This window comes from Halomonas sp. (genome assembly GCF_052095695.1).
In the GTDB taxonomy this organism is placed as follows: Bacteria; Pseudomonadota; Gammaproteobacteria; order Pseudomonadales; family Halomonadaceae; genus Vreelandella.
The window spans coordinates 1-21,007 of the sequence record NZ_JBQDLQ010000060.1; the positions used below are offsets into that span (position 1 = coordinate 1).

The 21,007-nt window shown below is 54.3% G+C and carries 17 protein-coding genes; 1 reads left to right on the plus strand and 16 read right to left on the minus strand.

What is annotated here, in order from left to right:
• The 7 genes from ACTH5D_RS12320 to cysM all read right to left on the minus strand — a co-directional run.
• Nucleotides 1-213: DUF1294 domain-containing protein (locus ACTH5D_RS12320; protein WP_441671656.1), on the minus strand; the 213-nt coding region annotated here is incomplete at its 3' end.
• Nucleotides 214-239: 26 nt separating this feature from the next.
• Nucleotides 240-1,319, minus strand: a complete 1,080-nt coding sequence (rluF, locus tag ACTH5D_RS12325; RefSeq protein WP_441671658.1) for a 23S rRNA pseudouridine(2604) synthase RluF — start codon at nt 1,317-1,319, stop codon at nt 240-242.
• 78 nt (nt 1,320-1,397) lie between these two features.
• A complete protein-coding gene (gene ppc / locus ACTH5D_RS12330; protein ID WP_441671660.1) occupies nt 1,398-4,046 on the minus strand; it encodes a phosphoenolpyruvate carboxylase in 2,649 nt (882 codons plus the stop codon).
• A gap of 53 nt (nt 4,047-4,099) precedes the next feature.
• The gene (mazG, locus tag ACTH5D_RS12335) at nt 4,100-4,954 is read right to left on the minus strand and encodes a nucleoside triphosphate pyrophosphohydrolase (RefSeq protein ID WP_441671662.1); all 855 of its coding nucleotides are present in this window, start codon (nt 4,952-4,954) and stop codon (nt 4,100-4,102) included.
• A complete protein-coding gene (relA, locus tag ACTH5D_RS12340; protein WP_441671664.1) occupies nt 4,954-7,230 on the minus strand; it encodes a GTP diphosphokinase in 2,277 nt (758 codons plus the stop codon). The genes mazG and relA overlap by 1 nt, the downstream gene beginning before the upstream one ends.
• Before the next feature lie 202 nt (nt 7,231-7,432).
• Nucleotides 7,433-8,833, minus strand: coding sequence for a 23S rRNA (uracil(1939)-C(5))-methyltransferase RlmD (gene rlmD / locus ACTH5D_RS12345; protein WP_441671666.1), 1,401 nt, complete (start codon nt 8,831-8,833; stop codon nt 7,433-7,435).
• A gap of 2 nt (nt 8,834-8,835) precedes the next feature.
• Complete coding sequence (gene cysM, locus ACTH5D_RS12350) at nt 8,836-9,780, minus strand: cysteine synthase CysM (RefSeq protein WP_441671668.1); 945 nt, start codon at nt 9,778-9,780, stop codon at nt 8,836-8,838.
• Nucleotides 9,781-9,871: 91 nt separating this feature from the next.
• Between cysM and ACTH5D_RS12355 the strand changes: the two genes are divergently transcribed.
• Entirely contained in the window at nt 9,872-12,589 is a 2,718-nt protein-coding gene (locus ACTH5D_RS12355; RefSeq protein ID WP_441671670.1) for an ATP-binding protein, read from the plus strand.
• 55 nt (nt 12,590-12,644) lie between these two features.
• Here the strand turns inward: ACTH5D_RS12355 and acpS are convergent, their stop codons facing one another.
• From acpS to ACTH5D_RS12400, 9 genes are all read right to left on the minus strand, one after another.
• Complete coding sequence (gene acpS / locus ACTH5D_RS12360) at nt 12,645-13,022, minus strand: holo-ACP synthase (protein ID WP_441671672.1); 378 nt, start codon at nt 13,020-13,022, stop codon at nt 12,645-12,647.
• Between the two features lie 66 nt (nt 13,023-13,088).
• Complete coding sequence (gene pdxJ, locus ACTH5D_RS12365) at nt 13,089-13,943, minus strand: pyridoxine 5'-phosphate synthase (RefSeq protein WP_441671674.1); 855 nt, start codon at nt 13,941-13,943, stop codon at nt 13,089-13,091.
• A 54-nt stretch (nt 13,944-13,997) separates the two neighbouring features.
• Complete coding sequence (recO, locus tag ACTH5D_RS12370; RefSeq protein ID WP_441671676.1) at nt 13,998-14,693, minus strand: DNA repair protein RecO; 696 nt, start codon at nt 14,691-14,693, stop codon at nt 13,998-14,000.
• An 8-nt stretch (nt 14,694-14,701) separates the two neighbouring features.
• Entirely contained in the window at nt 14,702-15,601 is a 900-nt protein-coding gene (era, locus tag ACTH5D_RS12375; protein WP_096280486.1) for a GTPase Era, read from the minus strand.
• Entirely contained in the window at nt 15,598-16,290 is a 693-nt protein-coding gene (rnc, locus tag ACTH5D_RS12380; RefSeq protein ID WP_096280489.1) for a ribonuclease III, read from the minus strand. The genes era and rnc overlap by 4 nt, the downstream gene beginning before the upstream one ends.
• A gap of 67 nt (nt 16,291-16,357) precedes the next feature.
• Nucleotides 16,358-17,161, minus strand: a complete 804-nt coding sequence (lepB, locus tag ACTH5D_RS12385) for a signal peptidase I (RefSeq protein ID WP_441671679.1) — start codon at nt 17,159-17,161, stop codon at nt 16,358-16,360.
• Nucleotides 17,162-17,176: 15 nt separating this feature from the next.
• On the minus strand, nt 17,177-18,994 hold the full coding sequence (gene lepA / locus ACTH5D_RS12390; RefSeq protein WP_441671681.1) for a translation elongation factor 4: 1,818 nt from the start codon (nt 18,992-18,994) through the stop codon (nt 17,177-17,179).
• Nucleotides 18,995-19,190: 196 nt separating this feature from the next.
• Nucleotides 19,191-20,615: a DegQ family serine endoprotease gene (locus ACTH5D_RS12395; protein WP_441671683.1), complete on the minus strand. Its 1,425-nt coding sequence runs from the start codon at nt 20,613-20,615 to the stop codon at nt 19,191-19,193.
• A 66-nt stretch (nt 20,616-20,681) separates the two neighbouring features.
• Nucleotides 20,682-21,007, minus strand: a 326-nt coding sequence (locus ACTH5D_RS12400; RefSeq protein WP_441671685.1) for a SoxR reducing system RseC family protein, incomplete at its 5' end; no start/stop codon positions are given.

A 21,007-nucleotide genomic window follows, 5' to 3' on the forward strand; every position in this document is an offset into this window, starting at 1 on the left:
CCAGAACGTAACTTGAAAGGCGGTTTTCTGGGTTTTATGCCGCAGCCGCTGTTGGGCCAGTAGCGCACCCGGCCAGCCACCCATTACCCCAAGCAGATGTAACGTTTTCTCGCTTACTCGACGGCGGTTTTTAATAGCCGCCTTTTTGTCGATAGCGTAAGTGATATAAGCAATAGCGCTAACCACAGCGTAAAAGGCGACGATTGGGATCACACTGAAGACTCTTGAATGATGGGGAGTTACTTGCGTCGCTGAGAAGGCTTTCCGCCCATCGCTGGCTTACCGCGGCCTTTACCAACGGGCTTACCTTTAGCACTTGGTCCGCTTTTAACACCGGACTTGCCGGGGGCTTTTCCGCCCTTGGGGTGTGGCTTTCCTAACGTATTGCCTTTCGGGCCGGTACCTGTTTTTCCACTGACTTTTCCGCTGGCGGCTTTTTTACCCTTGACGGGTAGTTTAGCCCCGGCAGCTTTGGCACCAGTCGCCTTCGCGCCTGCTTTGGCCGGACGCCCTTTCGCGGAAGACGGTTTTGCCTTTCCCACATCTGAGCTGTAGTTGGGTCTTTCCGGCTTAGCTTTACTTTTCTTCTCTGGTGCCGCCTCTGAGCGTTCGGTCAGCGCGATAATGGTGTCGATCTCTTTAGGGGTGAGATCACGCCAGTCGCCCAGCGCCAGACCTTTGAGCGGCACGTTCATAATGCGCGTGCGAATCAGCTGCGTGACCTCATAGCCAAAGTATTCGCACATACGGCGAATTTGACGATTGAGCCCTTGCACCAAGGTGATCGTGAATACAAACGTCGACTCTTTGCGCAATTTACAGCGCTTGGTTACCTTGCCGAGAATAGGCACACCATTCTGCATGCCGTCAATAAACTCATCGGTAATCGGCTTGTTCACCGTTACCTGATACTCTTTTTCATGATTGTTATTCGCGCGCAAAATCTTATTAACCAAGTCGCCGTTATTGGTTAATAAAATCAGCCCCTGGGAGTCTTTGTCGAGCCTACCGATGGGAAAAATGCGCGCGCCGTGTTTTACAAACTCGACTATATTGTCTTTCTCGCTGGATTCGGTGGTGCTAACAATGCCCACCGGCTTATTCAGCGCAATCAGAACCAGATCATCTTCCTGCTGAGGCTCAATGTCTTGGCCATTAACTTTAACCAGATCCCCCGCGACCACCTGATCGCCGGTAGTGGCACGGCGACCGTTAATCCACACGTTGCCCTGCTCCACAAAACGGTCGGCTTCGCGTCGCGAGCACATACCGCTTTCACTAATGTACTTATTAATACGAGTAGATTTTCGTAACGACATAAAACGTTAACCAGCGGTAATAGATCAAAAAACGCTGCCGCGCAGTGGCAGCAGCGCTCAATAAACACGAAAAATGGGCTAGCCCGTGTTGCGCAGCCCTGCCGCAATACCGGCCATGGTGACCATCAACGCACGCGAAAGGTCTGCGCTAATAGCACCGTCGGCGTCACGATTACGCTGTAGCAACTCCGCCTGAAGGCCGTGTAGCGGGTCGATGTAAGGATTACGCACATCAATCGCCTGGCGAATCAGCGGCGTGTTCTCCAGCAGCTTTTCTTGCTGCAGAATATCGAGTACCGCATCTTCCAATGATGCGAAACGATGGCGTAACTTTTTACCCAGCGCTTTTAGCGAAGGTTCATCCACCAAGCGGTGCTCGTAATAAGCGGCAATCGCCACGTCAGCTTTGGCCAACAGCATCTCAAGCATGTCCAAGTAGGTACCGAAGAACGGCCAATCCTTACGCATTTCCTGCAGCACTTCACGCCCGCCGGGCTGCTCCAGTCGCTTCGCAAAAGCTTCGCCACTGCCTAGCCATGCGGGCAACATTAAGCGAATCTGTGTCCAGGCAAAAATCCATGGGATCGCGCGCAGCGTTTCGACGCCGCCATCCTGACGCCGTTTAGTCGGCCGCGAACCTAGCGGCAGTCTACCTAACGCGCCTTCAGGCGTAACTGCTCGGAAGTAAGGCACAAAATCGGGGTCTTCACGCACCACGCCTACGTAGGCGGCATGGCCGACCTTCGCGAGCTGGTCCATCTCCTCGCGCCACTGAGGTTCTGGCGCACGCGGCGGCAACAGCGTCGCTTCAAGCACCGCACAGGCATAGATTTCCATAGAGCGCAGCGCGATATCCGGCTGGCCAAATTTAAAGCGAATCATCTCGCCCTGTTCGGTCACCCGCAGGCTGCCGTTCACTGAACCCGGGGGCTGAGAGAGAATCGCCGCATGAGCAGGACCGCCGCCACGACCTACCGTGCCACCGCGACCATGAAACAAGGTTAAGTCCACACCATGGCGCTCACAGACAGCCACCAGCGATTCTTGGGCGCGGTACTGAGCCCAGGCTGCGGCGAGCTGGCCGGCATCTTTAGCCGAGTCTGAGTAACCAATCATGACCTCTTGACGGTCACCAATCAGCGCACGATAGCCCGGTATTGAGAGCAACTGATCAACCACGGCACCGGCATGATCCAGGTCGTTGAGCGTTTCAAACAGCGGTGCAATCGGCAGTGTCATCTGCCCACCGGCTTCTTTCATCAGCAGCGCTACGGTCAGCACGTCTGAAGGCTCTGCCGCCATAGAGATAATGTAAGTGCCCAGCGCTTCGGTGTGCTCTTGAGCAATCACTTTAAAGGTGTCCAGTACTTCACGAGACTCGGCCGAGCATTCCCAGCGGCGCGGAATCAGCGGTCGACGCGAGGCAAGCTCAGACAGCAGGAATTCTTGGCGCTTGGCTTCGTCCCACTCTTGGTAATGGCCAAGCCCAAGCGCACTGGTTAGCTCCTCGATGACCTGGGCATGGCGGCTCGCTTCTTGGCGCAAGTCCAGCTTGGTTAGCGTCACGCCAAACACCGCGACTCGACGCAGGGTATCAAGCAATGCCCCGTTGGCGATGGTATCGAGGCCAACATCGCACAGCGAGCGGTAGCAGGCAAGCAGCGGCGAGTAGAGCTGATCGCGGGTTTCAATAATAGGCCCGCCGTCATAGTTACGTCCGTCCAGCTCAGCCTTAGCCCAGTCGCGGGTCGCTTCGACTCTTGCTAGCAAGCGTTTGAGAACTTCGCGGTACGGTTCCGCCACATCACCAGCTTCGGCTTTAAGTGCACTATTGGCCTTCCACATGGAAAGCTCGGTTTTCAACTGTTCAAGATCACGCAAATACAGATCGGCGGCCATCCAGCGACCCAGCAATAGTACTTCGCGGGTCACCTTGGCGGTAACATTGGGGTTGCCATCGCGATCGCCGCCCATCCAGGAAGCGTAGCGTATAGGCGCGGCATCCAGGGGCAGCCGCTCTCCGGCAGTATCCAACAGCAGGTTGTCCAGATCGCGATGAAAATCAGGTACCGCCTGCCACAGTGAATTTTCAATGACAGCAAAACCCCACTTGGCTTCATCCACCGGCGTTGGCCGCTCGTGGCGGATCTCATCGGTGTGCCAGGCTTGGCTAATTAGCTCTTCCAGGCGCCCCTGGGCACGGGTGCCACGCTCAGGATAATCTTCCGAGCCTTCAATAGCGGTTAAACATTCATCAATCGCATCGTATTTTTGAATGAGCGTACGGCGAATAACTTCGGTGGGGTGCGCGGTCAGCACAAGCTCAACACGCATATTGGCGAGTGTTTCGACCAGCTTACGCGGTGAATTACCGGCTTTTTTGGCACGCTCAAGCAGCTCGCCAAGCACTGGCTGGAAGCCGGGTTTGTAATCTTCAACGCGACGAAAACGCGCGCGATAGTGCTGCTCGGCAATATTAGCCAGATTCAAAAACTGGTTAAACGCCCGAGTGACCGGCAGCAGATCACGCTCGGGTAGCTTACGAAGATACTCAATTAACTCACGCTGCTGCAGCGAATCACCCTGACGTCCGCGCTTGGCATGGGCGCGAATCGTTTCAATTTTATCGACAAATGCTTGGCCTAAATCATCGGCAATCGTTCGCCCCAGGCTATCGCCTAAAATGCGTACGTTATCGCGCAGGGATTCGTGTAGGTCTTGACTCATTGGCATGGCCTCCTTGCAAGGGTCGCGTCATCGTTAGATTAAGCATGATTAAATCAGGAATGACTGGGTTGTTTTTCTTGTGCTTTAGCGGCCTGCCAGTGGGCCTCCATTTCATCTAGAGAGGCATCTTGTAGCGGCCGTTGGGCAGCGCTCAGTTCGCGCTCGACATGGCGAAAACGGCGTTCGAACTTAGCATTAGTGCCGCGCAGGCACTGTTCAGGGTCTGCATTCAGCGTGCGGGCAAGATTGGTGACCGCAAACAGCAGGTCGCCCACTTCTTCTTGGGCATGCCGTTGGTCGCCGGCGGCGAGAGCTTCCTCGACTTCGGCCAGCTCCTCGCGAATTTTGGCTACCACGCCTTGAGCATCAGGCCAATCGAAGCCCACCCTTGCGGCCCGCTTAGACAGCTTGGCGGCGCGACTCAGTGCAGGTAGCGTTCGCGGCACATCGTCGAGTACCGACGACATATCGGCGGTTTTTTCGGCGCGCGCTCTTTCCTCACGCTCTTCGGCTTTTAACGACTCCCAGCGGCTGTTGACCTGCTGAGTTTGTACCTCTTCAGCGCTCACGCCCGGCGGGCGGCGCGAAGCAAGCGTACCGTCGGGAAACACGTGGGGATGGCGGCGCAGCATCTTAGCGGTCAGCGTATCGACAATGTCAGCAAAGTCGAAGCGCTGCTCCTCTGCACCGAACTGAGCGTAATAAACCACTTGGAAAAGTAAGTCGCCTAGCTCGCCGGGCAGCTCATTGAAAGCACGCCTTTCAATGGCATCGGCCACTTCATACGCTTCTTCCAATGTGTGCGGCACGATGCTATCCCAATCTTGCTGCAGATCCCACGGGCAGCCCTGCTCGCGATCTCGCAGCACCTGCATAAGGGTCAGCAGATCATCCATACGGTGGCGCATTATGCTCCTCCCTTGTGACGTTGGTGATCGGGGTCGGCGTTACGCAGGCGGCGCACTTCGGTGACGTTAGGCAGCTGCTGAATACGTGAAAACAGACGGCCCAGTGACTCAAGGCCATCCACTTCTAACGTTATCCGCAGACGAGCGATGCTCTCGTCAGTATTGGTTAAAGTATTGACGGCGAGGACGTTGACCTTTTCATTACCCAATAAGCTGGTGACATCACGCAGCAGCCCCGAACGATCCCAGGCTTGGATTTCAATCGTCACCGGATAGCGCGTCTGGGCACGCTCGCCCCACTCTACCTCAATAATGCGTTGAGGCTCGTCCAGGCGCAATTGCAGAATGTTGCTGCAGTCCTGACGATGAACGGTGACGCCACGCCCTTGAGTGATAAAGCCAACGATCGACTCGCCGGGCACCGGCCGGCAGCAATTCGCCATACTGGTTTTGAGATTGCCTACGCCAAGCACCGTAATGTCGCTTTTCGTGGCCTTGCTCGATTGGCGCTTAGGCTTGGCAAGCAGCCGGTCAAGCTGCTCTTGGTCATCGGTCTCGCCGAACAGGTGCTGCGCCTGGTGAAGCACTTGGCCAATACGTAAGTCACCGGCGCCGATCGCGGCGTACATATCCTCAGCATTGAGGTAGTTCACGGCCTTAGCCAACTTAGGCAGGTCAAGGTCTTCAACATCTAGACGGCGCATCTCACGGTCAAACAGCGCGCGCCCTTCGTCAAGGTTCTGATCCCTCGCCTGATGCTTGAACCACGCCTGTATTTTGGCTCTACCGCGAGAAGTCCGCACGTAGCCCAGGCTAGGGTTTAGCCAGTCGCGGCTAGGCCCACCTCTAGTGGCCGTTAGAATCTCCACCTGCTGACCGGTTTTCAACTTATAAGTCAGCGGCACAATGCGGCCATTAATTTTGGCGCCTCGGCAGCGGTGGCCTATTTCCGTATGCACGCGGTACGCAAAATCGATGGGGGTCGCGACACGCGGCAGGTCAATCACATGGCCATCTGGGGTAAAGACGTAGATACGGTCAGGGGCAACATCGCTGGACAGTCCTTCGCGAAGATCGCCAAAGCCGCCCACTTCATCCTGCCACTCAAGTACTTGACGCAGCCAAGCGATTTTTTCTTCATAGCTACGACTTTTGGCGTTGGTGTCATGGCCTTTGTAGCGCCAGTGGGCACAAACGCCAAGCTCGGCTTCTTCGTGCATGGCAAAGGTTCGGATCTGAATTTCGAGCACCTTGTTTTCCGGCCCTATAACGGCCGTATGCAGTGACTGATAGCCATTTTTTTTGGGGTTGGCGATGTAGTCGTCGAACTCGTTGGGCACGTGATGCCAGCGCGAGTGAATAATCCCAAGTACGGTGTAGCAATCGGTCACCTCAGGCACCAAAATGCGCACCGCGCGAACATCGTTAACCTGGGAGAAATCGATCCGCTTGCGCTTCATCTTTCGCCAGATCGAATAGATGTGCTTGGCGCGGCCATCCACGTCGTAGCGGTGAATGTTCTGCGCTTCCATCAAGGCTTTGATGGTTTCCACGACATCATGAATATAGCGGTCGCGGTCGAGACGCTTTTCCGCCAAGAGCTTCGCAATCGCTTTGTATTCATCTTCGTGCAAATAGCGAAACGAGAGGTCTTCCAGCTCCCACTTAAGCTGGCCAACCCCTAGCCGATGCGCAAGCGGGGCATAAATATCAGCAACTTCACGGGCAACCTGTAAACATTTCTCCAGCGGCGCGTCTTTGACCTGACGAAGCGCACAGGTACGCTCGGCGATTTTGATCAGCGCCACGCGCACATCACCGACCATATTGACCAGCATTTTGCGCAGATTTTCCTGCTGATTATGCTGCCCCATAGCATGGTCAGGCGCCAACGGATAGCTGATAGCGGCCATTTGCAATACGCCATCAATAAGGCTGGCAACCTCACTGCCAAAACGCTTGGAGACGTCTTCAAGGCTGAGTAAACCCTCTCGCACAGAGCGATAGAGTACAGCGGCTTCAAGAGTGGCTTGATCAAGCTTCAAATCACCCAGAATATCCGCCATTTCCAGCCCCATACGGAAGCTAGAGCCGGGCGATAGCCAGACGCGATGCGTACGTGGCGCCTCAGTTTCCAGCGTTTCGGCTAGTTTACAGGCGTCGACTAATCGCTCAGGATCCTTTAGACGCACATCTTCTTGCAGGCGCGTTAACCATTGCTGTATGTCTACCTGCCCGCCAGCAGTGAGCGGCTGGTCCTCACGCACTTTTACCATGACAATAATTCATCCATTCAGAGAGGCGGCCTCCACACGACCGCCTCCGTGGCTCGATGCGGTGGGCTAAAATAAGCCCCGGCACTTCCAACATATCAGCCTACAAAGCGCCTGCTTAACTAACAACAACTTAAATAATCTTTGCTTAAAACCATTTACTTAAAACTGTTTACTTAAAACCATCCACCTAAACACCATCCGCCTAAACACCATCCGCCTCAAACAGCACCAGCGTTTCCATATGCGCAGTGTGAAGGAACATATCGGCGACGGCCACTTGCTTCACACGGTAACCCGCATGCACAAGATGTGCCGCATCTCGGGCAAGCGTTGCCGGGTCACAGGAAATATAGACCACTTTGGGCACCCGTTGATGAGCCAGCGCCTGACATATTGCTTCACCGCCGATGCGCGGCGGATCAAGCACCAGCGCGTCGCTATCACGATGGGTGGCTAACAGCGCCTTAACGTTCGCGGGGTCGCTCAAATCCCCCTGCTCACCGCTTACTACCAGTTGATTACGCGCAGCATTGTCGGCAATGCGCGCCACCATCGCGGGGCTCCCTTCTACCGCATGTACCTTAGCGCCAGCTGCTGCGATGGGCAGGCTGAAATTACCAATGCCCGCAAACAGATCGAGTATTTTGTGCCCAGGCTTAGGCGCTAGCCATTCAATCACCTGAGCCACCATTTGCTGGTTAATCTGGGCGTTGACTTGTAAAAAATCGCCCGGCGCAAAGCTGAACGCAAGCGGCGGCTGCCCGTCGAGCGTCAGCGATTCTACCAGCACCGGCGGCGCACCATCCCAGTGCAGCGTAGGTGTTTCACGCCCCAGCCAAGTGCCTAACGCTACCCGCTGGCTTTGCGCAAAGGCTTTCCAGCGCTCGGCATCTGGTGCGTGTTCCTTTAACTGACGGACTAACACTACTCGCGCACTCGCCGTTGCCAGTAGTTCGATATGACCTACCTGCCGCGGAGCCTCTAGCGTTTGCAGCAGTTCACGCAGGGGCGTCAGCATCTGCTGTAAGGAGTCAACCAATACCGGGCACTGTTCAATGTCGACCAACCGATGGCTATGGGCGGCCCGAAAACCCAGGTGGGTACTACCTTGGCTATCCACTTTGACGCCTAACCGGGCACGCCGCCTATAGCCTTGGTCACTGCCCTGAATCGAACTAATACCGCCCAGCGTGATGCCCTGACGAGCAAAAAGATCACGCACCACGTCGCGCTTATGCGCACGCTGCGCGTCAATGTTCAAATGCTGCAATTCGCACCCGCCGCAGCGGCCAAAGTGTAGGCATGGCGGCGTTACGCGCTGCTCAGAGGTAGTCAACAGTAATTTGATATGCGCTTCGTCGTAGCGTTTGCGCGTCAAGTGAATAGCAACGTCAACTCGCTCGCCCGGCAATGCCTGAGCGACAAACACGGTTTTACCAGTGGCCGCATGGGCAACACCACGGCCATCGTGCGCTAAGCGCTCAATCAATAACGGTGAGCTATCTTCGGAGAGAGCATGCACCCCTTTACCTCCTGGCGTACCCGCTAAACCAGAATGGCCCGATGCAGGCCTTGGTGGCCGCCGCTTTCCCAACATAGCCATCGTTATACTCCTGGGGCAAAAAGGCCGGTGGAAAGATAGCGGTCACCGCGGTCACAGACGATAAACACGATCACGGCATTTTCCGTTTGCTCTGCGATACGCAGCGCACCGGCCAAGCTGCCACCGGAGGACACACCCGCCAAGATGCCTTCTTCACGCGCTAAACGTCGCATGTGCTCTTCCGCCTCTTGCTGGCCGATATCCAGGGTGGCATCCACGCGAGGCGCTTCAAAAATAGCCGGCAGATATTCTTTTGGCCAACGCCGTATACCGGCGATACTGGCGCCATCGGCAGGCTGCAAGCCAACAATTTGAATCGCCGGATTTTGCTCTTTCAAATAGCGCGATACGCCCATGATGGTGCCGGTGGTGCCCATGGAGCTTACAAAGTGAGTCACTTCGCCGCTTGTTTGCTGCCATACCTCAGGGCCGGTTGTCCGGTAATGCGCTAGCGGGTTATCCGGGTTAGCGAACTGGTTGAGCGGCTTACCTTCCCCTCTGGCTATCATGTCATCCGCAATGTCGCGCGCCCCTTCCATACCTCCCGCTTTGCTTGCCGAAATTAATTTTGCCCCGTAGGCAGCCATGGCTTGCTTACGCTCATCCGAGGCGTTTTCTGGCATTACCAACACCATCTGATAGCCTTTAATCGCCGCTGCCATGGCAAGCGCAATACCGGTATTGCCTGAAGTTGCCTCTATCAGTGTATCGCCGGGAGAAATCTCGCCGCGGGCTTCTGCCTCTATTAACATAGACAGCGCTGGGCGATCTTTGACCGATCCTGCGGGGTTATTACCTTCAAGCTTGGCTAGCAGTGTATTGTTGCGCCCAGCACTAATTCGCTTCAGCCGCACCAACGGCGTATTGCCCACCACATCTTCTAGCGTAGGATAGTTTTTAAAATCGTTTTTAAAATCGTTTTTGAGATCATTCTTGAAATAGCTCATCGAACATTCCTTATCGTAACCGTTATGCTGCATTATATCGGTGCTGCCTCGGCCTGGACAGGCAACCTCATTGAATCAGCGAGCTTCTTTCATGTCTTTGAATACCCGTCTTCTGTTTGCCTTACTCGGTTTACCCCTTTTGGTATACGCCATCATGGCCGCACTGCTGGTGGTACAGAACGGTGCCCAGACGCATACCATGAAAAAAGAGCGCCTAGAAAATGCTGTCGAACTAATAACACCCAGCCTCAGTGAGGCGGTAGCTGATGCCGACGTTGAGCAGCTTGAGAACGTAGCGCGTCAACTACTGAGCCTCAATGGGCTTAGAACGGTAGCGGTATTTAATGAGCAAGGCAGCCGCCTATTGTTACTCGGCAAGTCCGCCCTAGCGCCGCTGAGTCCACCGGCGGATCAGCAGCTTATTATGGATGACGAAAGGTGGCGATTACGCATACCGCTCACGACGGTCAACGCTGACGATTTAAATATCCTCGGCTGGCTAGATGTAGAAATGGATATTCGTGCGCTGGCGCTTGAGCGCTATAAATTGATTGCCAGCCTTAGCCTAGGTGGCATGCTGCTGGGGCTGCTATTGTTTTTAGTTGCCTTTGCCATCAGCCGATACGTTACCCGGCATATTGAAGAAGCCAGTCACGCTCTGTATCGATTGTCCCGCGGCGATTATCAGCTGCGCTTAGCGTCCTCGGGTGCCGCGGAACTCAATCACCTCTATACCCATGTCAATACGCTTGCGGAACACTTTCAGCAGTCGCAGCGCGACATGCAAACGCAAATCGAGCAGGCCACCAGCGAGCTGCAAGCATCAATGAAAACTATTGAAGAGCAGAATATAAAGCTCGATTTGGCTCATCGCAGCGCGCTGCGCGCAAACGCTGTCAAGTCTGAGTTTCTTGCCAACATGAGCCATGAAATCCGTACACCGCTGAACGGTATTATAGGCTTTTGCCGGCTACTGGGCCGCTCATCGCTGGACACCCGCCAACAGGAATGGCTTCAACACGTGCATCGCGCCAGCGACAATCTGCTGATGCTGGTTAATGACGTGCTCGACTTTTCTAAGCTTGAGGCCAATCGCCTGACCCTCGAAGAAGCCGATATTGATATCGTCACTCTGGTCGATGAGGTGATGGGGCTGCACGCGCCAGAAGCTCAGCGTAAGCAATTGCATTTAGTGGCGATGGTATACGACGATGTGCCGACACCGCTATGCGGCGACCCGCTGCGCATCCATCAGGTATTGAACAACTTAATTAGCAATGCGCTTAAGTTCACCCATCAGGGTGAAGTGATAGTTCGCGTCATGCTGGATAACCACGAAGGTCAACATGTGGTGCTGAACATCAGCGTCAGTGACACCGGCATTGGCTTAAGCGACACTCATCAGCAGGCGTTATTTAACGCGTTTACACAAGCAGAGCCCAGCCATTCGCGCCAGTTTGGCGGCACCGGCTTAGGGCTTACCATTTGCCGTCAGCTGATTGAACGCATGGGCGGCGAGATCAGCGTTGAAAGCGAGCTTGGCACGGGAACTACGTTCTCGTTTACGCTGCCAATGCTGGCGCATAAAGCCATTGAGCGCCCCCCGGAAATCAGCCTAGATAATCCCCATATACGCCTGTATGAAGAGCACCTGCCCACTCGGCATATGCTGGAGCATTTGCTTCAGCGCTGGCAAGCGATACCAATGCCATTAGATGCCTTAGAGCAGGAGCAGCTGCTAATACTGGGGTTAGAGCACAATGATTTTAGCCCCGAACGTCAAACCTATTGGCAAAACGTGATTGACCAAACCCCGTGCCCGGTGTTGGTTTTAGCCAATAGCAATAGCTTTGACCTGCCGCCACTGCGTTTAACCTATGGTGGCGAAACGCTTTATAAGCCCTTTTCACGTGATCAGTTGGCAACTTCGCTGGATCAACTGCTGTTACCTGCGCTTGTTCCCAGTAAGCCTGCCGACCATCCCAACTTGCCACCTACTGGCTCGCCGGTCTTAAAGCTGTTGATTGTGGACGATAATGCGTCGAACCGGGAGCTGCTTAAAAGCATGCTAGAAAGCCCGACAATTCACATCACAGCGGTAGAAAGCGGTCATCACGCGTTAGGGTTCGCACGCAACCATAACGTTGACATGGTGCTAATGGATATTCGCATGCCGGGACTAGACGGCGTTCAAACCACTCACGCGCTGCGCCGTCTGAGCAGCACCTGGGCACGCTGCCCGATTGTGGCCGTTACCGCCCACGTACTCAGCAGTGAGCGCGAAAAGTGGCTAGCGGAAGGTTTAGATGACGTACTCATCAAACCCATCGATGAGACGCAGCTGCACCAGCTACTGAGTAGATTTTTAAGTCATACGTATCGACTGGCCGATTTTACGACACCATCGTTCTCACCGAGGGGAACTAAAATGGCCATTAAACCACGCTATGCCACTACCAAGCCTGCGACCTTACCGGTGGTAGATTTGGAGCTGGGAGCGCACCTAGCGGGCGGCAAAGACTACCTAGCGCGCGAGCAGCTAAAGCGGCTAATTGATGGCCTTGAAGAGAGTGAAAAACAAATGCGCAGCGCCTACTCACAGCAAAACTTGGCGACGCTGCTGGATTGGGTGCACGGTTTGAATGGCGCTAGCCGCTACTGTGGTGCACCTGAATTGGCGTTGCTGGTAGAAACGCTGGAAACCCGACTTCGCACCAGTGGTTTAGACCATGTACATGGGCTCTTAGAAGACCTGTATAGAGCCATGGCAAAGCTGCGAACGTACCGTCCGCTGCTACTTAGGCATTAGTGCAGGCTCTTTTTACAAACGCTATAGGCTAATCACTGGCTTGATGGTTAAGCGATTAGCGCTCCAGCACCACGAAGGCCACAGCATACTCAGCCTCATCGCTTAGCGTGACATGGCTAGCCGTGACGCCCGCCGCTAGAAGGAGTCGTTTGGCTTCACCACTAAGCAAAAAATGCGGCTTACCCAAAGTGTCATTAAGCACCTGAATATCACACCACTGCATGCCTTCTCGCAGGCCCAGTCCGAGCGCTTTCACAAACGCTTCTTTAGCGGCAAACCGTTTGGCCAAGAAGGCGGCAGGCTGTGATTTTTGCAGCCATGCAGCATGCTCATCGGGGCCTAAAATACGCTGAGCAAAGCGCGGACCGTGACGTTTTACAGCCTGTGCAAAGCGCTCGACGCGGGCAATATCAGAGCCAATTCCCACTATCATCGCCAACATAACCTCTAAACAGATGAACCTCTAAACAGATGAACCTCTAAGCAAAGACACCGCTCATTAGTGCCCGCAGCATCCGTTATGGCGATGCTCAATATCGCCTGCATGGCCAGCGCTCGCGCCATGCGAATGATCGTGTTCCAGGTCATGAGCATCTAACGCTGCCATTAAGCCTGCCTCTTGCCCGGCAACGATCAGACGCTTCATCTCCTGCACGGCCTCTTTGAGACCCACGAAAAGCGCGCGCGCAATGATGGAATGACCAATATTGAGCTCATTAATGCCCGGCAATGCGGCAATTGCCTCAACGTTGTGATAGTGCAAACCGTGACCGGCATTGACGATCAAACCCAGTGACATGGCGTGAGTAGCGGCAACGGTTAAACGATGATATTCCGCATTCGCGGCATCGCTGCCAGACCGAGCTTGCGCATAGGCACCGGTGTGCAGTTCGATAGTGGGTGCACCAGCACGTTGGGCTGCGTCAACCTGAGCCTCCTCAGGATCGATAAACAGCGAAACGTCACAGCCTACTGCACGCAGACGCTGGCAAGCGCTCTCAATCGCGTCAAAGCCACCCACGACGTCCAAACCGCCTTCGGTGGTTAACTCTTCACGCTTTTCAGGCACTAAGCAGACATGCGCAGGGCGCACTTCCTCAGCCAGGGCCAGCATCTCTTCGGTAACGGCCATTTCCAAGTTCATGCGCGTATTCAGCATCTCGGCCAAAATACGCACGTCTCGCGGCTGTATATGGCGGCGGTCTTCGCGCAAATGCACCGTAATGCCGTCGGCACCGGCCTCCTCGGCGACTAAAGCCGCCTGCACGGGGTCGGGATAACGCGTGTCTCGGGCTTGGCGAAGTGTCGCAATGTGATCAATATTGACGCCTAACAGTATCCGAGGGGGATGCATAGTGCCTCCAACGCAGCAAGAAGATAAGAGTTAATAAGTTATTAAATACAGCCATCAAGAGCGATGACGACGGCGAGCCAAATCGAGCATCAGCTCTCGTGAGCGCAAAACAGCGGTGCCTAGATGAGGCGCCAGTGCTGCGCGCATAACGGCTTTAAGCGCATTGGCAAGCCCTTCATGCTGCCAATCGCCTTGCTCAATGTAGCGCAGCGTTCGGCCATCTAGCCCACGTTCGTCAGCGGCAAACGCCCTGCTAACGACATCGAAACGATAGCGTAAATGGGGGTCTAAAACGCCACCGTCAAGCGTCGTAAACTGCGGCGTTGCCTCCAGCGTTTCTAGCAGCGCCCATTCATAGCGGCGCAGCGCTAGCGCACGTTCGGCAGGGATCGGCAATGCTTCTAACAGCACCGTATAAAACGCGAACACGTCCGACGCCGACAGTTCTAATGGCATAAGCCGCGTGGCGATTTCATTCGCATAGAGCCCGCACAGCAGCCCTTCACCTGCCAGTAGCGCCGTTTGCCCACGAGACTCCATCAGCGTAAGCCGCTTCAACTCACGCGTACCTTGCCAAGTGACAAATAGCGGTGTGAATGGCTGCAAGCGCTGGCGCGACTTTGAACCAGGTCGCTGACCGCCGTGCGCAACGGCACGCACCCTACCGTGGTTGAGCGTTAGTAGATCTACTAACGCGCTGGTTTCACGGTAGGGCCGCCGGTGCAGCAGAAAAGCCGGCTCCGGCGGCATCGCTAGACTCAATCTAGGTCGTAACCCAGGCTTTTCAACGCGCGTTCATCGTCTGACCAGCCGCGTTTTACTTTAACCCATAGGTTGAGCATTACTTTTGTGCCTAGCGCGCGCTCCATATCCAGACGCGCCTCACGGCCAATGCTCTTGATCCGATCGCCGTTTTCACCAATCAGTATGACTTTCTGACCTTGGCGCTCGACCAGAATCAACGCACTGATATGTGTCACCCGCTCTGTTTCGCGAAACTCTTCAATTTCAACGGTCATCTGATAAGGCAGTTCATCGCCCAGTTGGCGCATGACTTTTTCACGCACCATCTCAGCCGCCATAAAGCGCATGCTTTTGTCGGTAATCTGATCTTCGGGGAAAAAGTGAACGCTTTCAGGAAGGTATTTAGCCACCTCGTCTTCTAGCGTGTCTACCTGGGTGCCGTGCTTGGCGGAAATAGGCACCACCGCGGCGAAATCGCGACGCGCACCGACCTCTGCTAACCACGGCAACAGGTCGCCTTTTTCACTCAGCCGATCAACTTTGTTAACGGCAAGAATCACCGGCGCTTTTACATGTTCCAAGCGCTTAAGAACGGCCTGGTCTTCTTCTGTCCAGCGGGTGCGGTCAATAATGAACACCACGCAATCAACGTCGCGCAATGCCTGAGTCGCCGCTTGGTTCATAAAGCGGTTAATCGCCTTATTACGATCTTTGGACATAATATGCATGCCCGGGGTATCGACATAGACAAACTGCGTCTCTTCAACCGTTTTAATGCCCATCACCTGATGCCGCGTGGTTTGCGGGCGACGTGATGTAATCGACACCTTCTGCCCTAGAATACGGTTCATGAGGGTGGACTTGCCCACGTTGGGTCGACCGACAATGGCAACGAATCCACAGGATTGGCTCATGATTTGTCTCCAGGACTTTTTTCAAGATACGAAAGCGCTTCTTCTGCCGCTTGTTGTTCAGCATGGCGGCGGCTAGGGCCTTTACCGGTGGTATGCTCAGTCAACAGGTCAATGTAGCATTCCACGGTAAAGGTCTGGGCATGCGCCTCACCCTTGACGCAGACAACTTCATAGCGCGGCAATGCTGCTTGGCGCGACTGAAGAAATTCCTGCAACCGGGTCTTTGGATCCTTTTGGGTATCTTGTAGCGAGATATTGCCAAGCCGCTCTGCATACCAATCCAATACGCGATCACGCACAACGTCCATGCCGGCATCCAGATAGATGGCGCCAATGATGGCTTCAACCGCGTCTGCCAAAATTGATTCGCGCCGATGTCCGCCGCTTTTCATTTCGCCAGACCCTAGCCGTAAACATTCGCCAAACTCCATTTCACGCGCAAGCTCGGCCAACGTTTGGCCTTTCACTAATCGCGCGCGCAGGCGTGAAAGCTGGCCTTCACGCGCCTGTGGGAAGAGCTGAAACAGCGCTTCGGCAATCACAAAATTGACAATAGAGTCACCTAGGAACTCCAGGCGCTCATTGTTACGACCACCGAAGCTGCGGTGGGTCAAGGCCAACTCCAATAGCATATCATCGCCAAAGGTATGGCCGATTCGTCGGCAAAAAGCGTTCAAGGAATTACTCACAGCTCTCCTACGTCATTGACGTTAACTAAAGTGGCATAACTGACTAAACTCAACGTAAGCAAAACCTTCATTCAATGCGCCGCACACTGGTAAAACTCGGCAACCCGCCGTCCCAGTGCATCCATACCGCAAAGGCACGACCGACAATATTTTCTTCCGGCACAAAGCCCCAATAGCGGCTGTCGTTGGAATGGTCACGATTGTCACCCATCATGAAATAATGCCCTGCCGGCACTTCCACTTCACGCATTTGCGGGCCAGGGTCGCGCGGGTTGTTATAAACAAAGTGGTCAGCGCCGCCTAGTGTTTCTGCTAACAGTAGCTGTTCAGGAGAGGCCTCAGGCCCCTCTTCAGCCAGCTCTTTAGCAATCGGCTCATCGTTGATGTAAAGCTGCTTGCCCTCATAACGAATGCGATCTCCCGGCAACCCCACCACGCGCTTGATGAAATTCACCGAGGGCTCGTCAGGGAAGCGAAATACCATCACATCGCCACGCTCAGGGTCATCAACATCGATAAAACGGGTATTCACCACCGGCAACCGCAGGCCGTAGGCAAACTTATTGACCAGGATAAAGTCGCCCACTTCGAGCGTAGGCCGCATTGAACCCGAGGGGATCTGGAACGGCTCAACAATAAAGCTGCGCACTACGAGCACGATCAACAGCACCGGAAAAAACGAACGGGCGTAATCGACCGGCCACGGTTCTTTCAGCAGCTTTTCACGGGTGGGCTCGTCTAACCCTTCCTGGGTATTGGCATCAGCTGTCGCAACACGCTGGCGACGTTTAGGCCTTAACAGCACCACGTCGAGCAGGTAAATAACGCCCGAAAGCGCAACGGCGAGTACCAGAAGTAATGAAAAATCCATAAGTGGTATTCTTTCCTAGTCGTTAACCTTGAGCACAGCAAGGAAGGCATCCTGAGGGATTTCCACACGCCCTACTTGTTTCATGCGTTTCTTACCCGCTTTCTGTTTCTCGAGCAGCTTCTTCTTACGGCTAACATCGCCGCCATAACATTTAGCCGTTACGTTTTTTCGCAGCGCTTTTACCGTTGAACGTGCCACGACCTGGCCACCGATAGCGGCCTGAATAGCTACGTCAAACATCTGCCGTGGGATCAGTTCTTTCATCTTCTCCACCAGCAAACGACCGCGATGATGGGCGTGATCGCGGTGGATAATGACCGCTAGCGCGTCTACTTTATCGCCATTAATAAGCACATCAAGGCGCACCAGCTTAGCCATCTCAAAGCGCTCGAAGTTATATTCAAGCGATGCATAGCCTTTGGAGATCGATTTCAGACGGTCAAAGAAGTCCATGACCACTTCCGACATGGGCAATTCGTAGGCCAGCTGAATCTGATTACCCAGAAACTGCATGTCTAGCTGAGTACCACGGCGCTGTTCGCATTCCGTAATGACGTTGCCAACATACTCCTGAGGAACCAAAATATTAGCGCGCACTACCGGTTCGCGCATTTCATCAACATCGGCCATGTCTGGCAATTTAGAGGGGTTGGAGACGTAATTAAGGTCGCCATTTTTCATCGCCAGTTCATAGACAACGGTCGGCGCGGTAGTGAGCAGATCAATATCATACTCACGCTCAAGGCGCTCCTGAACGATTTCCATGTGCAGCGTGCCAAGAAATCCCACCCGGAAACCAAAACCCAATGCATCGGAGTTTTCAGGCACATAGGCAAGCGAGGCATCGTTAAGTGCCAGCTTCTCAAGGGCGTCACGAAAATCTTCGTAATCATCCGCACTCACCGGGAACATGCCGGCGTAAACCTGCGGCTTAACTTTCTGAAAACCGGGCAACCGTTCTACATCGGGTGTTTTAGTGTGGGTAATGGTATCGCCCACAGGCGCGCCGTGAATCTCTTTGATACCGGCCACAACAAAGCCGACTTCACCGGCACGCAGAATATCGGTCTGCTTACGCAGGGGCGTAAAAACACCCACTTCCGTGGCATTCCAGTCGCGGCCTGTCGATTTGATGCGAAGCTTATCGCCTTTGCGCAGCGTGCCATCAAATAGCCGCACCAGCGATACAACACCTAGATAGTTATCAAACCAGGAGTCGATAATCAGCGCTTGCAGAGGCGCATCCGGATCGCCTTTGGGGGGCGGAACATCACGTACCAGACGCTCTAAAAGTGCATCAATACCAATACCGCTTTTGGCAGATACCTGGCAAGCATCGGTCGCGTCCAGACCGATAATTTCTTCAATCTCTTGCGCTACTCGATCCGGATCAGCCTGAGGCAGATCGATCTTATTCAGCACCGGCAGTACTTCTAGTCCTTGTTCAATGGCGGTATAGCAGTTAGCCACCGACTGAGCCTCCACGCCCTGTGCGGCATCAACAACTAATAGCGCGCCTTCGCAGGCATAAAGCGAACGGGATACTTCGTAGGAGAAATCGACGTGGCCCGGCGTATCGATAAAGTTCAGCTGGTAAACTTGCCCATCGCTCGCGGTGTAATCCAGCGTGACCGACTGCGCTTTGATAGTAATACCGCGCTCGCGCTCGATGTCCATGGAGTCAAGCACTTGCTCTTTAAGCTCTCGTGCGGTTAAGCCGTCGCAGGTCTGAATAAGACGGTCAGAGAGCGTCGATTTACCATGATCAATGTGTGCGATAATGGAGAAATTACGTATGTGCTTAAGTTTTCCGTTGGGAACGTCTTGGGACATCGAATCTGTTCTGCCTTAGTGGTACGCAAGCGGCCTAGATTACAGCCCGCTTCGAGAATTCAAAGCTCGAAAACAGCTGCCATTTTTTTCATAAAGGCTATTTTCGACAAAAAGATAATCGCTATTGTAGCGATATGCGCAGGATAGGAACAGCAGTCCGGCGAGAACCGCCGGACTAGGTGTGCAAAAAAGGTGTTTATTCCAGACGTAACGCGACGAACAACGAGCGGCCTTCGCGGAATAGACGTATTGGAATGGCGCGATCAGAGGGCAATCCTTCGACAATCTTCATCAGCTCGTCCGACGAGGATACGCTGCGATGATCAACACTCACCAGCACATCGCCGGGGCGAATGCCGGCATCAGCAGCGACGCTGTCAAGCTCAACCTGGCGAACCTCTACACCGCCTGGAATACTTAGCTGCTCGCGTGTCTCTTCATCAACCTCTGCCACCGTTACCCCAAGACGTACCTGATTATTACTACCGGCCTGGCTCGCCTGCCCTTCAGCATCTGGCCAGTTACCCAGCTCGACGGACTGAGAAATTTCTTCACCGTCGCGAATCAAGGTTAACGCCACCTCTGAACCAGGCTCTCCACGGCCAATCAGGCGCGGCAATGAGCTGGAGCGTTCGACCTCTTCGCCATTGACCTCAATAATCACATCGCCCGCTTGTAAACCACCCTGCGCAGCAGGACCTTCAGGATCGAGATCGGCAATCAAGGCGCCAATAGCGTTTTCCATGCCGAAAGATTCTGCTAAATCGCGGGAGACAGGCTGAATCATTACACCCAGCCAGCCCCGATCTACCCGGCCACTTTCACGCAGTTGATCGACCACATCCATCGCCACGTTGATGGGAATCGCAAACGAGACACCCATAAAGCCACCGCTGCGGGTAAAAATTTGCGAGTTAATACCAACCACTTCACCGCTTAAGTTAAACAGTGGCCCGCCCGAATTGCCGGGATTGATAGCGACATCCGTCTGAATAAAGGGCACATATGCATCGCGTGGCAAGGTGCGATTAATCGCACTCACGATACCTGCCGTCACTGAGTGATCAAAGCCAAAAGGCGAGCCGATGGCGGCAACCCACTCGCCCACCTTCAGTTCGTCGGAGTTACCTAGGGTCAGTGTCGGTAGATCAGCTGCATCAATCTTCAATAACGCCACGTCAGTTTGTGGGTCAGAGCCAATCAGCTCGGCACTCAACTCACGGCGGTCGTTCAGGCGCACCAAGATTTCATCAGCATCCTGAACCACATGAGCATTTGTCATGACATAGCCGTCATCACTAATGACAAACCCCGAGCCTAACGACTGGCGCTCTTCGCTACGCCCCTGCCCGCCATTTGGGGGCGATGGCTGGTTACCGCCAAAGCTCTCTCCAAAAAAATGTCGGAAAATTTCCGGGATGTCCTGGCCACCAAACCCTTCATATCCAGGCGAACTGCTGCGCTGGATCGTTCGGCTTGTCGAAATATTCACCACACCTGGCGCGGCGGCTTCAACGAGCTCGGTGAAATCCGGCAGACTCTGGGCATTAGCAGTCTGCCCAACCGTTAGCAATGCCACCATGCATACCCAGAGCGTGGAAGGGAGAATCAAGCGCTTCATGCAAGAGCTCCTACTGAACGTAATAATCATCAAAGGCCGTGCAACTCGTAGCGAGGTGCGGGAGAATTAACTGACCAAGCGCGGACGAAAGTGTTCACTCCGCTCACGTAATAATACTTTCATACTAACAGCACCCACGACCAGGGCCGAAAAAAACACCAGTGGCGCAAGCCATTGGGCGGTGCTGATTAATGGGACTAAGCCTGCTAGCAACAGCGCCGCCATCAAGGGGAGCGCATATACAAAAAAAGCCAGCAGCGTAACAGAGGTTCGCGGCAGGCTTATGGTGACCTGTTGGCCTAATGGGAAGCATTGTTCAACTGACTGATCGGTATCGGCTGAGGCTGCCCGTGGAAGCGCAACGACTAATTGCCGGCTACGCTGGCGAGCCA